Origin of the sequence: [Clostridium] celerecrescens 18A (assembly GCF_002797975.1) — a bacterium.
GTDB classification, from domain to species: Bacteria; Bacillota; Clostridia; order Lachnospirales; family Lachnospiraceae; genus Lacrimispora; species Lacrimispora celerecrescens.
In genome coordinates, this window is record NZ_PGET01000001.1 from 3774746 (window position 1) to 3795957 (window position 21212).

Sequence of the window (21212 nt, forward strand, 5' to 3'; positions counted from 1 at the left end):
CGAACAGCTCGGCGGTGCCACCCAATTTAGCCATGGACAATGCCATGACTCACTTTTTTATCCGTTAACGCAGGAACTGCGCCGCAGTTTGCTGCGGGACTCCGAGGTAGGTTGGGTTATGAGAGGTATAAAGACCTTCCAGCAAACGGCCTTCTCTCTGGGATACATCATCACCTACTGGTCCTCTTCAACGTCTTAGTTCTTCATTATAATAAAAGATTGTATGGTTGATTTTACGTTATTTGCAAATGTTTGTCAAGTGGGTCCGGACTTGTCTTCCAAAAGTATTTCATTCATTCCTCCGGATCCAGCCTTTCCTTTCCATCATGACAGCACCAGCACTCATACACCTCTACAATATCTTCCACAATCAATAAGCCGATAGGGCCAAGAATAAATCCCAAAAGCCCGAAGAGCTGAAGTCCTACGTACATGGAAGCAAGGGTCTCCAAAGGCGTAAGGCCAACTTGTCCTCCCATGATTTTAGCTTCCATGATCTCTCTTAGAAAATAGCAGATCACATAAATGATGATCAGTCCGAATCCATACTTCCAGTTTTTATTGATCAAGGAGAATAGGGCCCAGGGAATGAGCACCGTCCCGGTCCCGAAAATCGGAAGCGCATCCAAAAGCCCGATCCCGATTCCGAATAATATAAAGTAGGGATTTCCCAGCAAAAACAGTCCTGACGAACAAACCACCATGGTAAACATCATGATAGCTCCTTGAGTCTTTAACCAGGCGCTGCCCACCGTTGTAAGCCGTTTTCCCAGCATGGCATATTCAAAGCGGAATATGGAATTGTCCCGTCTTTCCCGAATCTCATCCATTTCCTGAAGGGACAGGACCGTGGCAATAAGCAATATAATGATGATAACGGTTGCCTGAACAATCCATTTCATAATGGTCATGGAGTTCACCATGAGAAAGGGCATAATCCTGCTTTTAATGGCAGTCTGCCCTCCTGTGATGATATCCCTTACTATTTCTACCGCATATCCGTCAGGCAGCTTTAAAAAACGTTCTGCGAAGGAACAGTTATCCATGAGCCAATGATCCACACCTTCCAGAATTGCGGGAAGACTTTGAAGCAAAAGTCTAGCTTCCATAAGCAGCTTTCTTCCACCCACGTAAAGAAGGATCCCAAAAGCGATCATAAGAAGTATAATCTCTACTCCGCCAATAACCGCCAGGGGAATGGAAATCACCTTTCCCTTTACAATGAAGCGGGTCCTTTTCTCAACCCAAAGAGCAGAGGGCCGTAGGGAAAGAGCAAATACATACGCAATCAAAAAGGGAATCACAAGGGGCAGCAGATATCGAAAACACAGATACACTGCCCCTGTAACTCCCAATATTAATAATGTTTTCTTCAGTTTCCTGCTCGGTTTCACCATGGACTCACCTGTTTCTGATTTGTACTTCTTTTGTACAATCACTATTATGAGCCGTCCGGTAAGAAAATATGCGAAATCTGATTAGTAAAAAATTCCTTCTTTATGCAATTCCCGATAATGAAAACATCTCAAAGACTTTTCCCTTTGGTTTCACTGAAAAGCTCAGCCTTTTCTTTGTGACTGGATGGGAAAACGATAAGCTGTAAGCAAATAACGCCACGTTACCGCTGACAGCATTCTTTTGAGCCTCGGGATTATACTTGCGGTCGCCCCACAGGGGTGTGCCGTGGCCCGCCATCTGTACCCGGATCTGATGGTGGCGGCCGGTTTTTAACGTGATCTTTGTCAGGCTGCACTCTTCATTCCCAATGTTTTTGTTTTCCACAACCTGATAATGGAGTTCTGCGAGTTTTGCACCTTTTATCCCTTTATCCACAATTTTGGAACAATTAGTTTTTCCGTCTTTCCACAAATAATCCACGTAAGCGCCAAAGTTTTCCACAGGTTTTCCACAAACTACTGCATAATAGATTTTCTCCATTTGATGTTTAGAAACCTGACTGCTTAAGGACTCTGCAGCTCCTTTGGTCTTTGCATACACCATGACGCCTCCAACCGGCTTATCCAGCCTGTGGATAACTCCCACATAAGGCTCCCCTTGCTTTGGGGATAACGTGTTGATATGTTTCTTCACCTCACTGACCATATCCGGTTCAAAGGACCTTGCGGTTTGGGATTCTATTCCCACTGGTTTTTCTACCACCAGTATCTCTTCATCCTCGTACAGTATGTTAAGATCCATGTCTATGTTTTACTCCTCTTTCTTCCATGCAGCCATCATAGCTTCTACAGACCGGCTCATCTCTGCACTGAAATCAGAATTCCATTTGCGTTTGCAAAAAGCCTTTATCCATCGCTCAAAGTCCTCTTCCCTGCCCTGGGTCTTTTTAAGCTCCAGGGAAAATTCCTCCGGGCTTAAACGGCGGTAGGAATTCGTGGACACAACAGCCTCAAGCCTAAGACGCTCCGGCTTTTTTCTCTCCTGCTGCTGTCTGGAAGGATATCCAAAGACCAACATTGCCGCCGGAACCGCATACTTTGGAAGGCTGAACAAATCCCTGTGGGTTTCATACTGCTCCATAATATCCCCAATGTAACAGGAGCCAATGCCCATGGATTCTGCCGCCACAACCGCATTCTGTGCGGCTATAAGGGCATCATCACAAGCCAGCAAAAGATCTCCAAGCCCAGGATGGCGGACCTCTTCTTCATAGTGGCAGAACAGCTCGTACCATCTCTGGTAATCTGCGACAAAAACCAGTACCAGCGGTGCCTTTGCAATAAATGGCTGGTTGTCGCAGGTTATTGACAGGGTTTCCTTTCGCTCCTGGTCCGTCACATCAATAATGGAATACAGGGTCATATTTCCTGCCGTGGGGGCCTGAAGTGCCGCCTCTATAATAGCCGCTTTTTTCTCCGGTTCAATGGCCCGGTCCTCATATACACGGACAGATTTTCTTTCCATAAGTTCTTTTATTGTCTGATTCATAGGGAGGTCATACCTTTCTTTTATAAATTTCATTTTATCTATTCATTATATTTTATTGTTCCAATTATAGCAAACCCATTTTTATAATTTTATCTTTAAAAAACTATTGCATTTTTTTCAAGCAAAGTGTATAGTATATAAAAATGCAATACATAGTATTGATTACTACATCAAAAGTTATTATTTTCTACAAGGAGGTTTTCCATGGAAATTAAAATTAAAGATCCGGTCAGTGCCCTCACGCATTTTATCGCCATGATACTGGCGCTTATTGCCGCAACACCACTGCTTATTAAGGCTTCTTCCGACGGGGGGCTCCATCTGGCCGCCTTAACGGTTTTTATCATCAGTATGGTTTTTCTTTACGCGGCCAGCACCATCTACCATACTCTTGATATTTCACCGAAAATCAACCGTCTGCTGAAAAAATTAGATCATATGATGATTTTTATCCTGATTGCAGGAACGTATACGCCAATCTGCCTGATCGTTCTGGGAGATAAGACCGGCTGGAGCCTGCTTGCTCTGGTTTGGGGCATAGCCATTTCAGGAATTATCATAAAAGCCTGTTTTATTATGTGCCCCAAATGGTTTTCGTCCAGCCTCTACATTGCCATGGGCTGGGTCTGCGTTCTGGCATTTTCAAAGATTACGGAAACCCTTTCTTCTGCCGGATTTCTCTGGCTGCTTGCAGGAGGCATCATCTATACCATAGGCGGGATCATCTACGCTCTGAAGCTTCCTCTTTTTAATGCGAAGCATAAAAGCTTTGGATCCCATGAGATCTTTCACCTATTCGTCATGGGCGGAAGCTTATGCCATTATATTTTGATGTACAATTTTGTTGCATAACACCGGAAAAACCGTCAGTCCCGCATACTCGCGGACTTGACGGTTTTTCTTATACAATTTCTCCCATCAGTTTTAGCTTGTCCTTCCTGGAAAGTTTTTTAATGGCGGCTTCCCTCCGCATGGCTTCTTCTTTTGTGGAGAACTCCTCCCAGTAAGCCAGAACCACAGGCCTTCTGGCTTTTGTGTATTTGGCCCCTTTTCCCTGGTTATGGGCGATTAAACGTTTCTCTAAGTGGTTTGTCCAGCCGCAATACAGGGTATCATCTGCACATCTTAAAATATAGGTATAGTTCATTTTTTCTTCTCCGGTATAAGGAAATTCAGGGTATGTAAACGGTAATAACGCCTTGCAATACGTCACTACCGTCCAGGGTAACCTGTCATCTATCTTAAGCACCAGCTGGATGCGTTTTGGCGCCATCGATGGTTGAAGCTATAGCTTAGCTATAGTATATTATATAACAGGGCAAGCTGATATGTGAATAGCAATCTTTATCATACCCTTTTTTATAAAAATCATTCAAAGGCATAATCAATTATGCCAGGCAAAAGCGATCCCTTCTGCCTGGCACTTTATTGAATAAATTATGCTAATTCCTTCACAAGAATCAGCCGGTCACCCGGTCTCACGGATTTATCCGTCAATCCATTGGTCGCTATAATGGTATCTATGGTTGTATGGAACTTTTTAGCGATATTCCAGAGGGAATCCTCAGGCTGCACAATATATCCCACGATTCCGGGAAGCTTCTGCAAGTTGTTTAAATCCATGGGCGATTCCAGCGCGTTAGTGATGATCTGCTCACGGATCGGCTGCAAGGCCAGTAAATCAAGGGAAATGGTCGCCTTCACTTCTACGGTTCCTCCGCCCATCATAACCGCACTAAGCTGCTCTAAGCCCGGATTCAGCTGGCAAACCGTCTGCTCATTGATCCCCGGTGCCTCAATCAGGAAATGGAATGGAATATCTTCCACGGTTGACTGGATAGGCTGGTCATCGTCAGAAGTCATATAAAGGATCCGAACCTCTAAAACGCCTTCCACATGAAGTCCGTCCTCTTTGATTTCCGTATCATCGACTTTAACAGTCCCTTCACTGTGGCATATCTGGAGGATCCGGTCCGCCTGATCCAGGCTGAGCTTTTCTACAACCTTGCACCTGCTCATATTTTTCGTCAGGATCTTATCAAAAAGAGCTTCCTCCGTCTGCAGCGTCAGTTCCCTGTTGGTGGAATATATATCGCTGAGCAGCTCCATATTCTCTTCCTTGTAAAGCTTCATATCCAGCTCAAGAACTGAATCCATATCCATTTCCCGCATTTCACCGTCGGAATCCGGTTTTGCCTCAATATCCTTATGGATTATGTGAACCGTAACCAGAGGAACCATATCCTCAGTCATATCCGGAACAGCCAGTTCCCCTGAAAACGGAATGCTCTCCTCTACCCACTGGATGGGCGCACCTTCCCCTTCTCCCTGGTAAATAACAAAGACTAACAGTTCCCCGTCAAGCATCATTTTTCCATCCATGGGCCTTAAGGAAACGCCTCTTAACTTCATTTCAGTCCATAAAACGTGGTCAATGTTTGGCTTGTTTCCTGATAGAGTAACCGTATCCTTGATGCGAAACGTATCCTTGTGGCGGAGAGCAATCGATGCTACATCCAGATTGCGGCGAAGGGTTTCCACAATTGGCATATCTAATGCTGAGCCTCCCGTGTCCACTTCCACGGCAGCGTTTATATCGCTGGCAGTTTCCACCTTTACTTTTAGTGATACGATCGACTTTACGCTCAGCTTTCTGGAATTAATAAGCCCAGCGTTTAAATCCTCAAGCTCCCACCCCAGTTGGACGTAATCCTTTTCCTCCAGCCCGGGGATATTGATGGGTTCCTCAAAGTTAATGCTTCCTGAAAGGGTCTGTAGCCCTCCTTCCGATCCCCGGAAGAGATTCATAAAGTCCAGCTTGCCCCGGACCATGACCCGTTCTGTCTGAACCTTTACGGAATCAATGGTAATATCGCCGGAACTTAAAATAATCTGATCCACATCATCCATACTGTCCGGGACGATGAAGTCATCGTCAAGAGTAATCTGGGATGCGGCATATCCTTTCCAACGATTCATATGTATGTTTTTCTTCACCAGCTCCAACATAAAAAAGCACCTGCCTTACCTTCTTTATTCCTTTAAGAAAGTTTATGCAGGTGCATGTTTCATTATACTTTTTTTGTTATCATTCCCGGACTTCCTGAAATACAAGAGAGTTTTAGCCCTTCTATTCCTCAATTTTCCCCTCCAAAGATGCCTCCGCCTGATCGGAGTGCTCTTTTTCCCGATAGGAAGACAGCTCTGTCTGCAGTTTAGACAGCGTTTCTTCCAATTCCTTGACCCGCTCTTCCATCTTGCAGTAATGATCCATGGTCACCAGATTGCTTTCCTTCTTGGGAAGGGGCACGCCATCGATCTTAATCGGACGGGCGGGAATTCCGACCGCAGTCACGTTGCTTTCCAAAGGCTTTAATAGCACGGCATTTGCCGCTATGGTACAATTATCACCTACCTCAAAGGAGCCCAGAATCTTAGCTCCCGCTCCCACGGTCACATTATTACCAAGGGTGGGATGGCGCTTTCCCTTATTAAGTCCCACACCGCCTAAAGTCACTCCCTGGTAAATCGTACAATTATCTCCTACCACCGTAGTTTCTCCGATCACCACTCCGCTGCCATGGTCAATTAAAATCCCATGCCCCAGCTGCGCGCCGGGATGAATCTCGATCAGTGTAAAAAATCTTGCCAGCTGGGAAATAAACCTGGCTATAAAAAACATCTTATGCTGGTAAAACAAGTGAGCAAAACGATGCCAGATCAACGCATGAACACCCTGATAGAGCAAAAGCACTTCAAGCTTGCTTCTGGCCGCCGGATCCCGCTCTTTTACTGCCGTAACATCAAGCCATATATCCTTTAATATCATATTACCCTTCCTTCTCTTTACTGCCTACTCTTATTTGAAGTAGTATATCATATGACGGCTTAAGAAAAAAGGGGAATTTACGTTTTATCTGCCACAAAAACAGCCGTTCCGCTTTTGCCATCTGCGGAACGGCTATTTCAACTTCTTTTCTACTGAAACACTACCGGAAGCTCTGACATCTCGGTTTTAATGACGATGAAGGGATAAGAGGGTTCCGTCCCCATATTCTCTCCCTTTTCCGGGCCGATCAGTTCCGTATCCAGGACAATGGAATTATCTGTCAGATAAAGATCATTGACTGCGATGCTATATCCCCCACCGGCCTGCTTTCCGAAACCAACCACTATGTAAAGGTTCTGATCATCGCTGTAGGTCAGCTTAAAAGGTGACTGCTGCTTCTCAGCAATGATCTGGCTAAGTTCCTGCGGTATATCTGCGTCAGCTACCACGGTAAATTCCAGATCCCGCACCTTATCACCACTATCCTTGTTTAAAGTACACCCGCTTAAGGTACGTACTACCAGTACCCACATGGCCAGGCCAAAAAAAATCATCCATCTTCTGCTAAACAGTCTCTTCATAGCACACTCCCCAACTTATTAATTATTACTATATATATGGGGAAGAAACGGATTTTATGAAGGGATTTACGCTTTTTTACGGACTGGGATCCAAATTTCGTTCTTACCTCCCGCTCTCTCTGATAGCTTCAGCATAATATAATTTCAGAATATAATCGCAACTTTTCCTGCACAAAAAGGTGAATTTATGATTTTCCTGTGATACCCCTGTACATTTCCGGCCTGCGGTCACGGAAAAGCCCCCAGTTTCTCCTGTCAGCCATCATCTGATCCAGATCAAAGGAAGCGCATATGAACCCTTCTTCCTCCCTGCCCATAGAAGCTATGACAGCCCCGGTATTATCCGTAATAAAGGAAGAACCATAAAATCTAAGAGAGGAGCTTTGATTCCCGTTTGACGTACAGGGAATAACAGATTCCACTCCAATCCGGTTAGCCGCTATGACCGGTATGATATTGGAAGCAGCGTGTCCCTGCATGCAGCGCCTCCAGTGCTCCATGCTGTCGCATTCCAGGATGGGCTCACTTCCAATGGCAGTAGGATATAAGATCAGCTCCGCTCCCTGTAACCCCAGGCACCTTGCTGTCTCCGGAAACCACTGATCCCAGCAGATCCCTACGCCGATTTTCCCATACATGGTATTAAATACCTGAAAGCCGGTGTCTCCGGGAGTGAAATAAAATTTTTCCTGGTAGTAATGATCATCGGGAATATGAGTCTTCCGGTATATTCCAAGATTTGTCCCATCTCCGTCAAGGACAGCCACTGAATTAAACATGGTATTTCCTGACCGCTCATAAAAGCTGATGGGAAGCACCACCTGAAGCTCAGCCGCAATCCCGGCGAAATGCTTAACCGCCTGGTTCTCCTCTGCCGGTTCTGCATATTCATAAAAGTCATACCGCCTCTCCTGGCAGAAGTATTGCCGTTCAAACAGCTCCGGAAGGAGAATGACCTTTGCCCCTTCCCCTGCTGCCTGCCTTACCAGTCTTTCCGCATGTTCAATATTCTTTTTAACGTCATCGCAGCATCTCATCTGAACTGCCGCTACTGTTACATCTCTCATGAAATTCTCCTTCCGGTATCGTTTCTATCGTGCGGACGCCCGACATGAATAACCCAGCGGAGTCCGGTCACCCGATCTATGAAAGGCACGTCCGGACTACAACGGAATTTGTTGTGTAATGCAGTGAATATTTCCGCCTCCTACAATAATATCTCTTGCATACACCGGATAGATTCTTCTCTCAGGGAAGCACTCCCCTAATATCCGTACTGCCTCTGAATCATGAACATCCCCAAACTGTGGAACAATAACCCCTCCATTGGATATATAAAAATTCACATAGCTGGCAGCCAGGCGCTCTCCAGCCTCCCTCTCATCCTCTCCCGGTTCAAAGGAAAAGCCTGAAAGCTCCTCTTTCGTAATGCAGACCGGTTTCTTAGGTATGGCAAGCTTGTGTATTTTAAAATGTCTACCCGCTGCATCTGTTTCCTGTTCCAGTATTCTCAAATCAGCCAGAGACATCTCATACTGTGGATCATCCTCATCATCCGTCCAGGCTAACACCACTTCTCCCGGCCGGACAAACGCGCAGACATTATCAACATGCTCATTAGTTTCATCCTGATAAATTCCTGCTTTCAGCCAGATGACCTTTAAAGCCCCCAGATAACTTTTCAGTAGTTCTTCAATCTGAAGCTTAGAAAGAGACGGATTCCGTCCGCCACTTAAAAGACAGGCTTCCGTCACCAAGAGCGTACCTTCCCCATCCGAGTGTATAGAACCTCCCTCCAGTACAAAATGCTTTGCATCGTAAACCGGATAGTCAAAAAATTCACAGAAACGACCTGCAAGAAGGTCATCCTTTTGCCAGTCCGGATACAACCCGTCAAAAGTTCCTCCCCAGGCATTAAACTGCCAGTCGATTCCCCTGACCTTACGTTCCTTATTGACTACAAAGGTAGGTCCCACATCTCTTGCCCATGCGTCGTCAGATTCCATGTCGATCACCTGGATCCGGTCCGAAAGCATTTCTCTGGCGCATTCCATTACATCAGACTCCGCCAGTACGATCACCTGCTCGCTGTCTGCAATAGCCTCCGCGATTTCAGCAAAGGCCTTCCTTGCCCTTCCGGCCCCAAAGGGCCAGGAGCCGGGACGCTTGGGCCAGATCATGATACAGCTCCGATGAGGCTCAAATTCCCCCGGCATATAAAATCCATCCGCCGCCGGGAAGCTTTTTAATTTTTCCATAGTTTGTCTCCTGATGAATCATGGGGATATGCTTGTAACTCCTAGGCCAGCCTGTTCTTAAAATCCTCATAGCCAAACCTTTTTATAACACGACATTCTCCATCCTGATCCATGATAGCGATGTCAGGAAGGGGCATCCCGTTAAAGGTGTTATTCTTCACCATGGAATAGATGGCCATATCCATAAAGTACAGCTTATCTCCAGGCTTTATTTCCCTGTCAAAGGAATAGTCACCGATCACGTCCCCTGCCAGACAGGTGCAGGAGGACAGCCGGTAGGTAAAAGCCTTTTCTCCCGGTTCTCCGCTGTTCTTTAAAGGCGGCCGGTACGGCATTTCCAGCACATCAGGCATATGGCAGGCTGCGGAAGCATCAAGGATCAAAGTCTTTATCCCATTTTCCACCACATCCATGACCTCTGTCACCAGATATCCTGCATTAAGTGCCACTGCCTCTCCAGGTTCCAGATAAATCTGAAGACCATACTTCTCCTGCATTCTCTTAATGCAGGCTTCCAGCAGCACGATGTCGTAATCCTCTCTGGTAATATGATGTCCTCCGCCCATGTTAAGCCAGGACACTCCGGATAAATACTTCCCGAACTTTTCCTCCACGGCATCCAGGGTCTTTTTTAAATCATCTGAATTCTGCTCACATAAGGTGTGGAAATGGAGCCCTGATATCCAGGGCAGCCACTCCTCCTTAAAATTATCAATGATTACACCAAGCCTTGATCCGGGCGCACAGGGGTCATAGATTTCATGGCCTTCCTGGGTGGAGCACTGGGGATTGATCCTGATACCTGCACTTACCCCTTCTAAAGCACCTTTGTACTTCTCCAGCTGAGAAAACGAGTTGAATATAATGTGATCGCAGATCTTCACCAGCTCTTTAAAGTCCTCTTCCTTATACGCGGGGGCAAAAACGTGATTTTCAAGCCCCATCTCCTCGTTCCCCAGCCTGGCCTCATAAAGCCCGCTGGCCGTAGTTCCGTCAAGATACTTACCGATGAGGGGGTACTCCGCAAAGCAGGAAAATGCCTTCTGTGCCAACAGGATCCTGCACCCGGTATTTTCTTTTACCTGGCTTAGGATTTTTAAATTCTTCTCCAGTCTTCCCTCGTCGATCACATAACAGGGTGTTTTTAGCTCTTCGATCCTCATTTTTTCCTATCTCCAAACCGTAACAGTTTCCGGGTCCTCACATACCACCCATGGAAGTCCCCATTTGTTTAAAGCCTCCATATAGGGATCCGGGTCAAACTCTTCCACATTAAATACCCCCGGCTTCTTCCACTGGCCGGTTAATACCATCAGGCTCCCGATCATGGCCGGAACTCCGGTGGTATAGGAAATCGCCTGGGATTCCACCTCTTTATAGCATTCCTCATGATCGCATACGTTGTAGATGTAAATAGTCTTTTCCTTTCCATCCTTTACCCCCGTAAAGATGCATCCAATATTGGTCTTTCCTTTGGTTCTTGGGCCAAGGGACGCCGGATCTGGAAGCAGGGCTTTTAGAAACTGAATGGGCACGATCTCCTGTCCGTTAAACTCAACGGGGGAGGTGGAAAGCATACCTACGTTTTCCAGGCACTTCATATGGGTCAAATAGCTCTGTCCAAAGGTCATGAAGAAACGGATTCTCTTTACCCCGGGAATGTTCTTTGCCAGGGATTCAATCTCCTCATGGTGAAGCAGGTACATGTCCTTTTCCCCAACCTCAGGGAAATTATATTTGGATTTAATCTCCATGGGCTCTGTCTCAATCCAGCGGCCATCCTCCCAATAGGAACCGTTGGAGGATACTTCCCTTAAGTTGATTTCAGGGTTAAAATTTGTTGCAAAGGGATACCCATGATCCCCTCCGTTGCAGTCTAAAATATCAATGGTATGAATTTCGTCAAAATAGTGCTTTAAGGCATAAGCAGAAAATACGCTGGTAACTCCAGGATCGAACCCGCTTCCAAGCAATGCGGTAATGCCTGCATTCTCAAAACGCTCCTTGTAAACCCACTGCCAGGAATAATCAAAAAGGGCGGTAAACCCGAGCTCTTCACAACGCTTCTCATAGATCGCCCTCCACTCCGGATCATCCGTATTCTCAGGCTCAAAGTTAGCGGTATCAATGTAATCTACCCCTGTTGCAAGACATGCATCCATGATGGTTAGATCCTGATAGGGAAGAGCCACATTTAATACGGCATCCGGCTTATAATCCTTTATAAGGGCAATTACCTCTTCCACGTGATCCGCATCAACCTTAGCTGTTTCAATTCTTGTATTTGTTGTCCCTGCAAGCTTATCCTTTAGGGCATCGCATTTCTCTTTTGTCCTGCTTGCGATACAAATGTCTGTAAACACCTCGCTGTTCTGACAGCACTTCCGGATTGCCACAGAGGCTACCCCTCCACAACCGATAATTAATAATCTGCTCATTCCTTTTCCTCCTCTTTCAGTAAATCTTCCACGTATTTAGGCAGCATGAACGCGCCTGTATGAAGATTCGTTGTATAATACCAGGTTTCAATTTTTAACTGATTCCATAGTTCTGGTTTAAAATCATTGATGGGATGATATTTTTTCGATGCAAACCCAAACAGCCAGTAGCCGGACGGGCAGGTGGGAATATGGGCCTGATAAACACGGCTTATGGGGAAGGAACGGAATACCTTCCGGTGCATGCTTCTGCACGCCGTCTCATCATCATCGTAAAAAGGACTTCCATGCTGATAGACCATAATGCCATCGCTTCGCAGCGCCTTATAGCAGCTGCCGTAAAATTCCTTGGTGAAAAGCCCCTCCGTATGTCCGAAAGGATCCGTGGAATCATTGATGATAAGGTCATATTCCTCTTTTTTGCTTCTTAAGAAACGGAGCCCGTCATCATAATATACCTTGACCCTGGGATCAGAAAGCCCGCAGGATACTTCAGGAAAAATATCCCGGCACACGTCTACAAACAGTTTATCCGTTTCAACCACATCGATGGACTGAATGAACGGGTACTGCAAAAGCTCCTTTGACACCCCTCCGTCGCCTCCGCCGATGATCAGCACATCCTTAACATTTGGATGGACTGCCATGGGAACATGGGTCACCATTTCATCGTAAATAAACTCATCTTTTTCTGAAAAAACAATGTCTCCATCCAAAGACACAAACTTTCCAAATTCCTGGGATTCGAACACGTCAATTCTCTGGTATTCACTTTCACCGGAAAATAGCTGTTTATCAATCCGCACCGAAAGCTTCACATTGGAAGTGTGAAATTTTGAAAACCATATCTCCATCTTTTCCTACCTCTCCCCTTCTTTAACATGCTCCTTTAACACCATCAGCCGTTCTACTGCCGGATCCTCGGTTCCCTGCATGGAACAGCCCATTTCCCTGGCATAAATAATGTACTCCACGATCTCTTCCGTAATCATCTCTCCCGGCGCCAGGATAGGAATACCCGGAGGATAACACATGACAAACTCCCCGCTTATACTTCCTGCGGATTCCCCTACCGGTACGGATACCTTTGGGGAATAAAATGCTTTCTGAGGTGATACTTCCACTTTGGGGGCAATGTATTCTCCTGACAGCATACCCGTCCGGTCCTTTTTGTAAAGGCGTTCAATATCTGCCAGTGCTCCCACCAGACGTTCAATATCCTGAATCCGGTCACCGATGGAAATGTAGGCAAGAAGGTTGCAGATATCCCCGAATTCGATCTGGATATCATATTCATCCCGGAGCAGATCATAGACCTCAATTCCTGCCAGCCCATTTCCCAGGGTATAAACTGAAAGCTTTGTCACGTCGTAATCAAAAATGCTGGTTCCATTGATCAGATCCCTTCCATAAGCATAGTATCCGCCGATGGAATTGATCTCTCCCCTGGCATATTCTGCCATTTCCACAACCTTTGCAAAGGACTCTTCCCCCCGCAGAGCAAGGTTCCTTCTTGATATATCAAGGCTTGATAAAAGAAGGTAAGAGGCGCTGGTGGTCTGGGTTAAGTTTATGATCTGACGCACGTAATCCCCATTCACTCCTTTGTTTAAAAGGAGTAGGGAGCTTTGTGTCAGGCTTCCTCCTGACTTGTGCATGGAGACCGCCGACATATCCGCACCCGCTTCCATGGCGGAAACCGGAAGCCCCTTCCCAAAATAGAGATGGGTGCCATGAGCTTCATCAGCCAGAACCTTCATCCCGTGGGCATGGGCCAGCCGGACAATGGAGCGGATATCCGAGCAGATTCCATAATACGTGGGATTGTTAACAAATACCGCCACTGCATCGGGATTTTCCATAATTGCCTTTTCCACCTGGCCGATCTCCATGCCAAGGGAAATACCCAGCATGCTGTTCACTTCTGGATTTACATAAATCGGAACCGCCCCGCATAATACCAGAGCATTTAAGGCGCTTCTATGGACATTTCTCGGAAGAATGATTTTATCCCCCGCCTTGCATACAGACAGGATCATGCTCTGTACAGCCGACGTGGTTCCTCCCACCATCAAAAATGCATCTGCCGCCCCAAAAGCATCTGCTGTCAACCGTTCCGCATCCCGGATCACAGACACCGGATGGCATAGATTATCAAGCGGCTTCATGGAATTTACATCAAGTCCGACGCACCGTTCCCCCAAAAGGCGGGCAAGCTCCGGATTACCCCTTCCCCGTTTATGGCCTGGCACATCAAAGGGTACTACCCTCTTTTTTTGAAATGTTTCAAGAGCTTCGTAAATAGGCGCCCTCATCTGATCTTCTTTGTTCATATGGCTCTTACCTCTCCTAGTCACGGGATGTTTCTCCCTCTTTTGTCGCTGAAACGTAAGTGTCGCCTAATTTGGCGCGGATTATTTCAATGCAAAAAGGCAGGTGATTATTCATCACCTGCCTGCAATTTCATGAATGATAGTTCAAGTAAGGGCATTTTGCCCGTCTTTTATTCATGACAATTATCGTTTTCGAGTCTACATAGCAAATATGTTGTCCCTGCTATTATTGATCGTTTCACAAGTGATGTGCATTCGCACGGATTATAAAGTAATCAACTTATAAAATTTGAGCTTTTAACTCAATCAATAATGTGGTTTCCCACGCTCGGCAGCTGACCCGCCTGTCCGTCTGGGCTTAACTTCTTACGAAGTGGTCAATATTTGTATGAAAACGATAATGTCTCTTCATATCGGGGTAAAGAATAACATATTTTACAGCTTCATGTCAATAAAAATTTTATATTTTTTGAAAACAGCCGCTGATGGGAATCTCTATTATTCCCATCAGCGGCTGTTTTTCACTTTTTTGTCCTATCAATTCTTTTTGCTGCACATCTGAAGGCGATGCTGGTATTTCTCTTTGGTGGCAAGGCCGCCTCTTATATGACGCTCGGATTTGTTAATATCAAGGATTACCCTGGCCCGGGCTGCCAGGGACGGATTAATGTGTTCCAAACGGTCCGTAACATCTTTATGTACCGTAGATTTGGAAATCCCAAATTTCTTCGCTGTCTGCCTCACGGTCGCATGATAGTCTATGATGTAGTTGGCGATCGCAACCGCGCGTTCTTCAATATATTCCTTCAAGAAAATCCCCCTGCTAGGACGTTTTTACATACTTATGCAGGAGGAGTAGTAAGTATGAATGGTTATCCCCACTGATTACAGATGAAATTTTTTAAGACCTTTAATCCGTTTTTCAGGCGCGCCGCTTTACAGAATTTTATAAAATTCTTTCAACAGCAAGTCATTTTCTGTATGAAATTTTGCCACTTTTTTCCCTGCATAGCGGAATACTCCGGTCTCGCTGGTTCCCGGCAAAGCCAGCCTTGCCTTGCATTCATAAAAGGACTGCTGGTAGTCCAGGCCTTCTGCTGTTTTTTATATGCAGCATTTTTCCAGGACAGTATGCTGGTCTATGGATACCGTCATGCATACCGGTGCTTTTCCTGTAAGCTCATGGCTCCGTTTATCAGGCTGCTGTGTTCCCACATACACATTGTACGTTCCGGCTTCCATTACCAGATCTCCTTGTTCATCCCTTAAAGCAAAGGCTTTGTCAGAAAGCGTCACCTGCAATTCTCTTTCCTCCCCTGGTTCCAGTTCTGCCTTTAAAAGTGCCTTAAGCTGAGCATTGGGCGTCTGAGGTGCACAGGACTTAACATATACCTGCAGGGTTTCTGCCCCCTTCTTATGCCCCACATTCTTTAACACCGCTTTTATGGTTAAGGTATCACCTGCCCCTATCCGGTCCTGGCTTAAGTACACATCCCTTACGGAAAAATCCGTGTAGGAAAGCCCATAGCCAAAGGGATAGAGAGCCTCCTGCTCCATATATCGGTAGGTCCTGCCCTTCATGGAATAATCCGTAAAGGCCGGAAGCTCCTCTGTACTCCTGTAAAAGGTGATGGGAAGCTTTCCTTCCGGCACAAAATCACCGAACAGCACAGCGGCCAGAGCACGGCCTCCCTGAGCTCCCGGATACCAGCCTTCTATGATTGCGGGAATATGAGCATCTGCCCAGGACACATCAAGGGCGCTTCCAGATAAAAGTACTAAAACCACAGGCTTCCCGCTCTTATAGATTTCCTCCAACACTTGTTTCTGCAAACCTGGAAGGGACAAATTGGGCTTATCACCGCTGGCATATTCATTCCCCTCGTCACCCTCTTCTCCTTCCAGACTGGAATCCAGGCCCATGCAGGCAATGATTACATCACTGGCTTCACATACTCCGCGAACCTCTGATAACCGGTCATTCTCCTGCCCCAGGCCGCTTACCCTCGGTTTACATAAATGGCACCCTTCTGAGACCATAACACGGACGTCTTCTCCAACGTAATCCTGGATTCCTTCGGAAATCGTATAATACCTGGAAGCGGTACCCTCATAATTTCCAATAAGTGCCTTTCTGTTATCGCTGTTGGGTCCGATGATTCCAATGGTTTTCAGACTTCCCTTATTAAGAGGAAGTATATTCCCCTCATTTTTAAGCAGCACAAAGGATTTTCTGGAAGCTTTAAAATTCAGATCCTTATGCTCTCTGGTATCATTGTCCTCATATGTAATTTTATTGTATTCCACAGCTTCCGGCTCCTCAAACAGCCCAAGCTTCAGCCTGGTCATCATCAGATTCTCAATTGCTTCATTTAACCGTTCCTCTGATACTAACCCCCGGCTCACTGCCTCTGTCAGATATAAAAACAGGCTACCACAATTTAAATCACAGCCATTTTCCATTGCCATGGCAACAGATTCCAGAGCAGAACCAGTAACCCCGTGATGTTCATGAAAATCCTTTACTGCCCAGCAATCTGAGGTCACATGACCTTCAAATCCCCAGTCTGTCCTCAAAATATCCTTTAGCAGGGTCTTGCTTCCGCAGCAGGGTTCCCCATTGGTCCGGTTATAGGCTCCCATAACCGCCTCTACTTTTCCTTCCTTTACACATGCCTCAAACGCAGGCAAATAGGTTTCAAACATATCTTGCTTCGTCACCACAGCATTAAAGGAATGGCGTTCATCCTCAGGGCCAGAGTGGACTGCAAAATGTTTGGCGCAGGCTGCAGTCTTCAAATAATTTTCGTCATCTCCCTGCAGCCCCTCTATGAAACGAACCCCCATACGTGAAGTCAAATATGGATCCTCTCCGTATGTCTCATGTCCTCTTCCCCAGCGGGGATCTCTAAAGATATTGACATTAGGGGCCCAAAACGTAAGTCCCTTATAAATATCCGTATCCCCGTATTTCTGCTGCATATGAAACTTTGCCCTTGCCTCTGTGGAAACCGCATCAGCCACTTCATAAAGCAGCTCCTCATCAAAGCTTGCTGCAAGTCCAATGGCCTGAGGAAACACCGTAGCAACTCCGGCCCTGGCCACACCATGAAGTCCCTCGTTCCACCAGTTATAACCCTTTATTCCCAGTCTTGGAATCGCCGCCGCACTGTGTACAGTCTGTGAAACCTTTTCCTCCAAAGTCATTTTTGAAACTAATTCTTTTGCTTTTTTTCGGTATTCCTTCAGCTTATCCTTATTCATGGAATTCACCTGATCCTTTCCTTTTCATCTTATATCCTGACATTTCCTTGACTTTTTTTCCATGCTTCCATCATAGCATTTCAAAGCAGATCAGGCATCCCACTTCTTGCTTCCAATGGCGCATATATTGCTTTTTCTACAAAAAAACCTCTTATGGAAATACCCGTAAATCCGGTATTTCCATAAGAGGAATTGTATACTTCCTTTTGTTTTTATTCTTCCAATTCATACATCTGCTGACTGATCTTCCTGTAATCGCTTGGCGAACAGCACTTTATTCTCCTAAAGGTACGGTTAAAAGCGCTCATGGATGAAAAGCCGGAACCCATAGCAACATCCGTTATGCTCATTTCCCTGGTATCATACAAAAGCTCCTCCGCTCTTTTCACTCGCTTAGAATTTAAATATTCATAAAAGGTCATATTCATATACTGTTTAAAGATCCGGGTAAAGTGATATTTGGAAAAGCCGCTTATCCTGGCCACTTCACTCAATGTCAGATTTTCCATGAAGTGCTGGTTGATATAGGTGCTGGCATTCATAACAGCTTCGAAATATTCCTGCTGCTTCATGGTATGGATCTGTCTGCCAGCCTCATTAAGGCATACCTTATTTCTCCCTAACTCCACATAGATTTCAATAAGGGCCGCATAAATGGAGGCCTCCCGGAAACCGCTGTTTCCCTGATATTCCTCAATGATCTTATCTAGCTTCTTCTTAATGGACCCATGTATGGAATTTCCGTCCCTCTTTTTTAAGAATATGACCGGGGGGATTATGTGCAGCAGGGTCTCCATCTCCTTTAAATGGTAAAGAAGGGCCGCATCAAACTGCAGAATATAGCGCTCTCCCAGAGAGGGTGCCTTTAATGAATGAATTACGCCGGAATGGATCAGAATGATATCTTCTGTTTCAAGGGGAAAATGCTTCTCCCCTATGATTGCCTCATATCCCCCCTTTGTCGGCATGATCATTTCAATTCCTCCATGCCAATGCTCCGGATAATCCTCAAAATTTTTATTATGATATAGCCGAAGTCCCAGTGAGCATTCATAATGAATGGTCTCATGTATTCCATTTAAAATTTTAATCATAAGTTACCCCTTTTCGATGTCCATCCCTGAGCAAATTCGAATTTTCATGATTTGTAAAGATTAAAGAATATTTGCATAAAATATTGCCTGATTTTTCTCTGCCATACTAGTGTTTAAAATTAAAATTTCCATTGACGCATTGGTTAATTCACACTATAATTTAATGTGTCATTGTGCATATATTTCCAACTTTAACATAAAAAGGAATTTAACGGAACAGAAAGAAGAGACTGCGTTTTGGTCTGTTGAGGTGAAAGAATTGATTTATCTTCCTATAGAGAAATTGACTGAAGGTATGGAATTAGCCCGAAACATCCCGGGAATAAACCCAATGCTTCCTTTTGCGGTATCCGGCTGCAAGTTGAGCGAACGTATGATTTGCCGCATGAAAACCATCGGAGTACAAGGGGCTTATATCTGCACAGCGATTACGCAAGGCATTGAACCCGAAGATTTTGTGGAACCTGAGTTAAAGACCAAAATGCTGACTAGCATCCGCGATGTTTTTGACCAGAGTTTAAAAAAATTTACCTTTCAGTCCAGCAGACAGGTTTACGAGGAAATCGCCAAAGTGGCTGAGTCCGTTGTTATGAATGTTTTGAATAAGGATAAGTATCTCTTTCAGATGATAGATATCAGGGATTATGACGGGTATACCTATTCCCATAGCCTTTATGTAGGTATTTTAAGTGTTTTATTGGGAAAGTACATCGGACTTTCCATTTCCAATTTAAATGATCTGGCACTATGCGGCCTTCTTCATGACATTGGGAAAACAGATATTCCAATTGATATTACCAACAAACCGGGTCCCTTAACCAAAGACGAATTTGAAATCATGAAGCAGCATCCCAGCCTTTCCTATAAAAAACTGGGCGACCACATCGTGATTTCCCAAACAGTTCTGCAGGGGGTCCAGACTCATCACGAAAAATTTGACGGAACCGGATATCCCTTTGGGCTTTCAGGCAAGGATATTCCCCTTTATGCGCGGATCCTGGCTATTGCGGATGTGTATGACGCTCTTAATTCCACCAGGCCGTATCGGAAAGCCTGGTCTCCCAGAAGGATTTTTGACTATTTAACCAGCTGCTCCAACACTCATTTTGATCCGGAACTGCTGACGGCTTTCCTTCATTGTGTTTCCGCATATCCCATCGGTACCATAGTCCACCTTAGTGACGGAAGTTCAGCAGTTGTTAAGGATAATACGCCTGGATTTTCTCTGCGCCCAATTATCCGCTTCATCAGTCCTCCTCAAAAGGCAGGAAGAGATGTGGATTTATCCTGCGAATTATTTAATCTCACTATCATCGATGATGATGAATGTTGAATCCTTATCCCCCATCAGCTTGGGACGGGCTTTTTAACCTACAGAAAAACCCGCCCCTTATTATAAACTCCAAACCTGGGTTTTTGATTCGACCATCTGACCGCTTTTAAGGGTCTGCTCCATAAGTATTCTTACATAGGCATCCTGAAGCCCCTCTGAAAGAGGATAAGCCTCCGTGCCTTCCTCAATGAACCGCCTCATTCCAAGCATAAGGGTTCCTATGGCCGTTTCATCCTGTGGAAGTCCATTGATTTTACCTAACTCATAAAACGGATTCCTATAAAGCAATTCCTCTCCCATGTAGATTTCTTTGATTCCATTTCCTGTTTCAAAAGGTTCTTTTATCATCTGATATTCCCTTGGCCGGTTGTCTTCTCCTACACTGCGAAGCGTCCAGTCATCCAGTTCTCCTCTCACACCCTGAACATTTAAATGGCGGCTCCTGATCCTGGAATGATACTGTATGCTGTTAAAATCATAAAAAGCTGTTTTTCCTCCTTCAAATTCGAAGGTCAGCCTGACACGTTCTCTCTCACTCACCCTGCCGTCTTCAATAAACCCTTGCCTGGAATCCGTTTCCACTACCGGATACACATATTTCTTTCCATACACTTTCATGTTCTCCATACCGGTTCCTAAAAGCCGACGGATCAAGCTGGCTCCATGGTAGTCATGAACTGCGGAGATATTAACCATATACGGATCACCAAGATACCCCCGTTTTGCAATCTCTATAGCAGCATGGAAGACAGGATATTCAAAATACTGCTCTGCTACCTGGATCCTGGCTCCTTCCTGGGTACGAAGACGCCAAAGCTCCTGTAAGTCTCCTAATTCCATGGCAGCAGGAGTCTCACAAAGCACCGGATATCCTTTTAGAGCCCATTCCCTTGTCACCTGAAATATAGAGTCCTTGTTTACAGCCACAACAACGAAATCCGGGTTTTCTGACCGGCAATCCTCTGGGCTTGTCACAGCTTTGATTCCTGTTTCCTCCTGCATCCACTGTGCCTTTTCTTTTGACCGGCAAAAGAATGCTCCCAAATTAAAACAATCCGGATAAGCTCTGGCAATCCTGGCATAGAACAGGGATCTCCAACCGGAACCTATTACAACAAATTTAAGTGGTTTCATAA

Annotated in this window: 19 protein-coding genes and 1 other annotated feature (1 of these 20 cut by a window edge); of the genes, 2 read left to right on the top strand and 17 right to left on the bottom strand. The window is 45.4% G+C overall.

Annotated elements, in window-relative coordinates; all coding sequences use genetic code 11:
* Window positions 1–200, bottom strand: a binding site (T-box leader) (it extends 9 nt beyond the left edge of the window).
* A 93-nt stretch (window positions 201–293) separates the two neighbouring features.
* The 3 genes from H171_RS17155 to H171_RS17165 form a co-directional block, all read right to left on the bottom strand.
* Window positions 294–1397: an AI-2E family transporter gene (locus tag H171_RS17155; protein ID WP_100306221.1), complete on the bottom strand. Its 1104-nt coding sequence runs from the start codon at window positions 1395–1397 to the stop codon at window positions 294–296.
* Window positions 1398–1497: 100 nt separating this feature from the next.
* Window positions 1498–2199 (bottom strand): RluA family pseudouridine synthase, encoded by a 702-nt coding sequence (locus H171_RS17160; RefSeq protein ID WP_100306222.1) that lies wholly within the window; start codon window positions 2197–2199, stop codon window positions 1498–1500.
* 9 nt (window positions 2200–2208) lie between these two features.
* A complete protein-coding gene (locus H171_RS17165) occupies window positions 2209–2946 on the bottom strand; it encodes a nitroreductase family protein (protein ID WP_100307566.1) in 738 nt (245 codons plus the stop codon).
* Window positions 2947–3150: 204 nt separating this feature from the next.
* Here H171_RS17165 and trhA point away from each other — a divergent pair, with 204 nt between their 5' ends.
* A complete protein-coding gene (gene trhA, locus H171_RS17170; protein ID WP_100306223.1) occupies window positions 3151–3798 on the top strand; it encodes a PAQR family membrane homeostasis protein TrhA in 648 nt (215 codons plus the stop codon).
* A 49-nt stretch (window positions 3799–3847) separates the two neighbouring features.
* On the opposite strand, the gene H171_RS17175 is transcribed toward trhA, so the two are convergent.
* From H171_RS17175 to H171_RS17235, 13 genes are all read right to left on the bottom strand, one after another.
* A complete protein-coding gene (locus tag H171_RS17175; RefSeq protein ID WP_089991903.1) occupies window positions 3848–4093 on the bottom strand; it encodes a GIY-YIG nuclease family protein in 246 nt (81 codons plus the stop codon).
* Window positions 4094–4383: 290 nt separating this feature from the next.
* The gene (locus tag H171_RS17180; protein ID WP_100306224.1) at window positions 4384–5955 is read right to left on the bottom strand and encodes a DUF3794 and LysM peptidoglycan-binding domain-containing protein; all 1572 of its coding nucleotides are present in this window, start codon (window positions 5953–5955) and stop codon (window positions 4384–4386) included.
* A gap of 121 nt (window positions 5956–6076) precedes the next feature.
* On the bottom strand, window positions 6077–6775 hold the full coding sequence (cysE, locus tag H171_RS17185) for a serine O-acetyltransferase (RefSeq protein ID WP_100306225.1): 699 nt from the start codon (window positions 6773–6775) through the stop codon (window positions 6077–6079).
* Window positions 6776–6924: 149 nt separating this feature from the next.
* The gene (locus tag H171_RS17190) at window positions 6925–7329 is read right to left on the bottom strand and encodes a protease complex subunit PrcB family protein (RefSeq protein ID WP_242977101.1); all 405 of its coding nucleotides are present in this window, start codon (window positions 7327–7329) and stop codon (window positions 6925–6927) included.
* Between the two features lie 212 nt (window positions 7330–7541).
* Entirely contained in the window at window positions 7542–8423 is an 882-nt protein-coding gene (aguB, locus tag H171_RS17195) for an N-carbamoylputrescine amidase (protein ID WP_100306226.1), read from the bottom strand.
* 96 nt (window positions 8424–8519) lie between these two features.
* A complete protein-coding gene (gene aguA / locus H171_RS17200; RefSeq protein WP_100306227.1) occupies window positions 8520–9614 on the bottom strand; it encodes an agmatine deiminase in 1095 nt (364 codons plus the stop codon).
* 41 nt (window positions 9615–9655) lie between these two features.
* Window positions 9656–10777, bottom strand: coding sequence for a carboxynorspermidine decarboxylase (gene nspC / locus H171_RS17205; RefSeq protein ID WP_100306228.1), 1122 nt, complete (start codon window positions 10775–10777; stop codon window positions 9656–9658).
* Between the two features lie 6 nt (window positions 10778–10783).
* A complete protein-coding gene (locus H171_RS17210; protein ID WP_100306229.1) occupies window positions 10784–12052 on the bottom strand; it encodes a saccharopine dehydrogenase family protein in 1269 nt (422 codons plus the stop codon).
* Window positions 12049–12906 (bottom strand): polyamine aminopropyltransferase, encoded by an 858-nt coding sequence (speE, locus tag H171_RS17215; RefSeq protein WP_100306230.1) that lies wholly within the window; start codon window positions 12904–12906, stop codon window positions 12049–12051. The genes H171_RS17210 and speE overlap by 4 nt, the downstream gene beginning before the upstream one ends.
* A gap of 6 nt (window positions 12907–12912) precedes the next feature.
* A complete protein-coding gene (locus H171_RS17220; protein ID WP_100306231.1) occupies window positions 12913–14385 on the bottom strand; it encodes an aminotransferase class I/II-fold pyridoxal phosphate-dependent enzyme in 1473 nt (490 codons plus the stop codon).
* A 537-nt stretch (window positions 14386–14922) separates the two neighbouring features.
* Window positions 14923–15195, bottom strand: coding sequence for a sporulation transcriptional regulator SpoIIID (spoIIID, locus tag H171_RS17225; RefSeq protein ID WP_013271108.1), 273 nt, complete (start codon window positions 15193–15195; stop codon window positions 14923–14925).
* A gap of 294 nt (window positions 15196–15489) precedes the next feature.
* Entirely contained in the window at window positions 15490–17649 is a 2160-nt protein-coding gene (locus H171_RS17230) for a glycoside hydrolase family 3 C-terminal domain-containing protein (RefSeq protein WP_100307567.1), read from the bottom strand.
* 212 nt (window positions 17650–17861) lie between these two features.
* On the bottom strand, window positions 17862–18743 hold the full coding sequence (locus tag H171_RS17235; protein ID WP_100306232.1) for a helix-turn-helix domain-containing protein: 882 nt from the start codon (window positions 18741–18743) through the stop codon (window positions 17862–17864).
* Window positions 18744–19038: 295 nt separating this feature from the next.
* Here H171_RS17235 and H171_RS17240 point away from each other — a divergent pair, with 295 nt between their 5' ends.
* Window positions 19039–20076 (top strand): HD-GYP domain-containing protein, encoded by a 1038-nt coding sequence (locus H171_RS17240; protein ID WP_157803179.1) that lies wholly within the window; start codon window positions 19039–19041, stop codon window positions 20074–20076.
* 60 nt (window positions 20077–20136) lie between these two features.
* Here the strand turns inward: H171_RS17240 and H171_RS17245 are convergent, their stop codons facing one another.
* The gene (locus tag H171_RS17245) at window positions 20137–21210 is read right to left on the bottom strand and encodes a Gfo/Idh/MocA family protein (protein WP_100306234.1); all 1074 of its coding nucleotides are present in this window, start codon (window positions 21208–21210) and stop codon (window positions 20137–20139) included.
* Window positions 21211–21212: the final 2 nt, after the last annotated feature.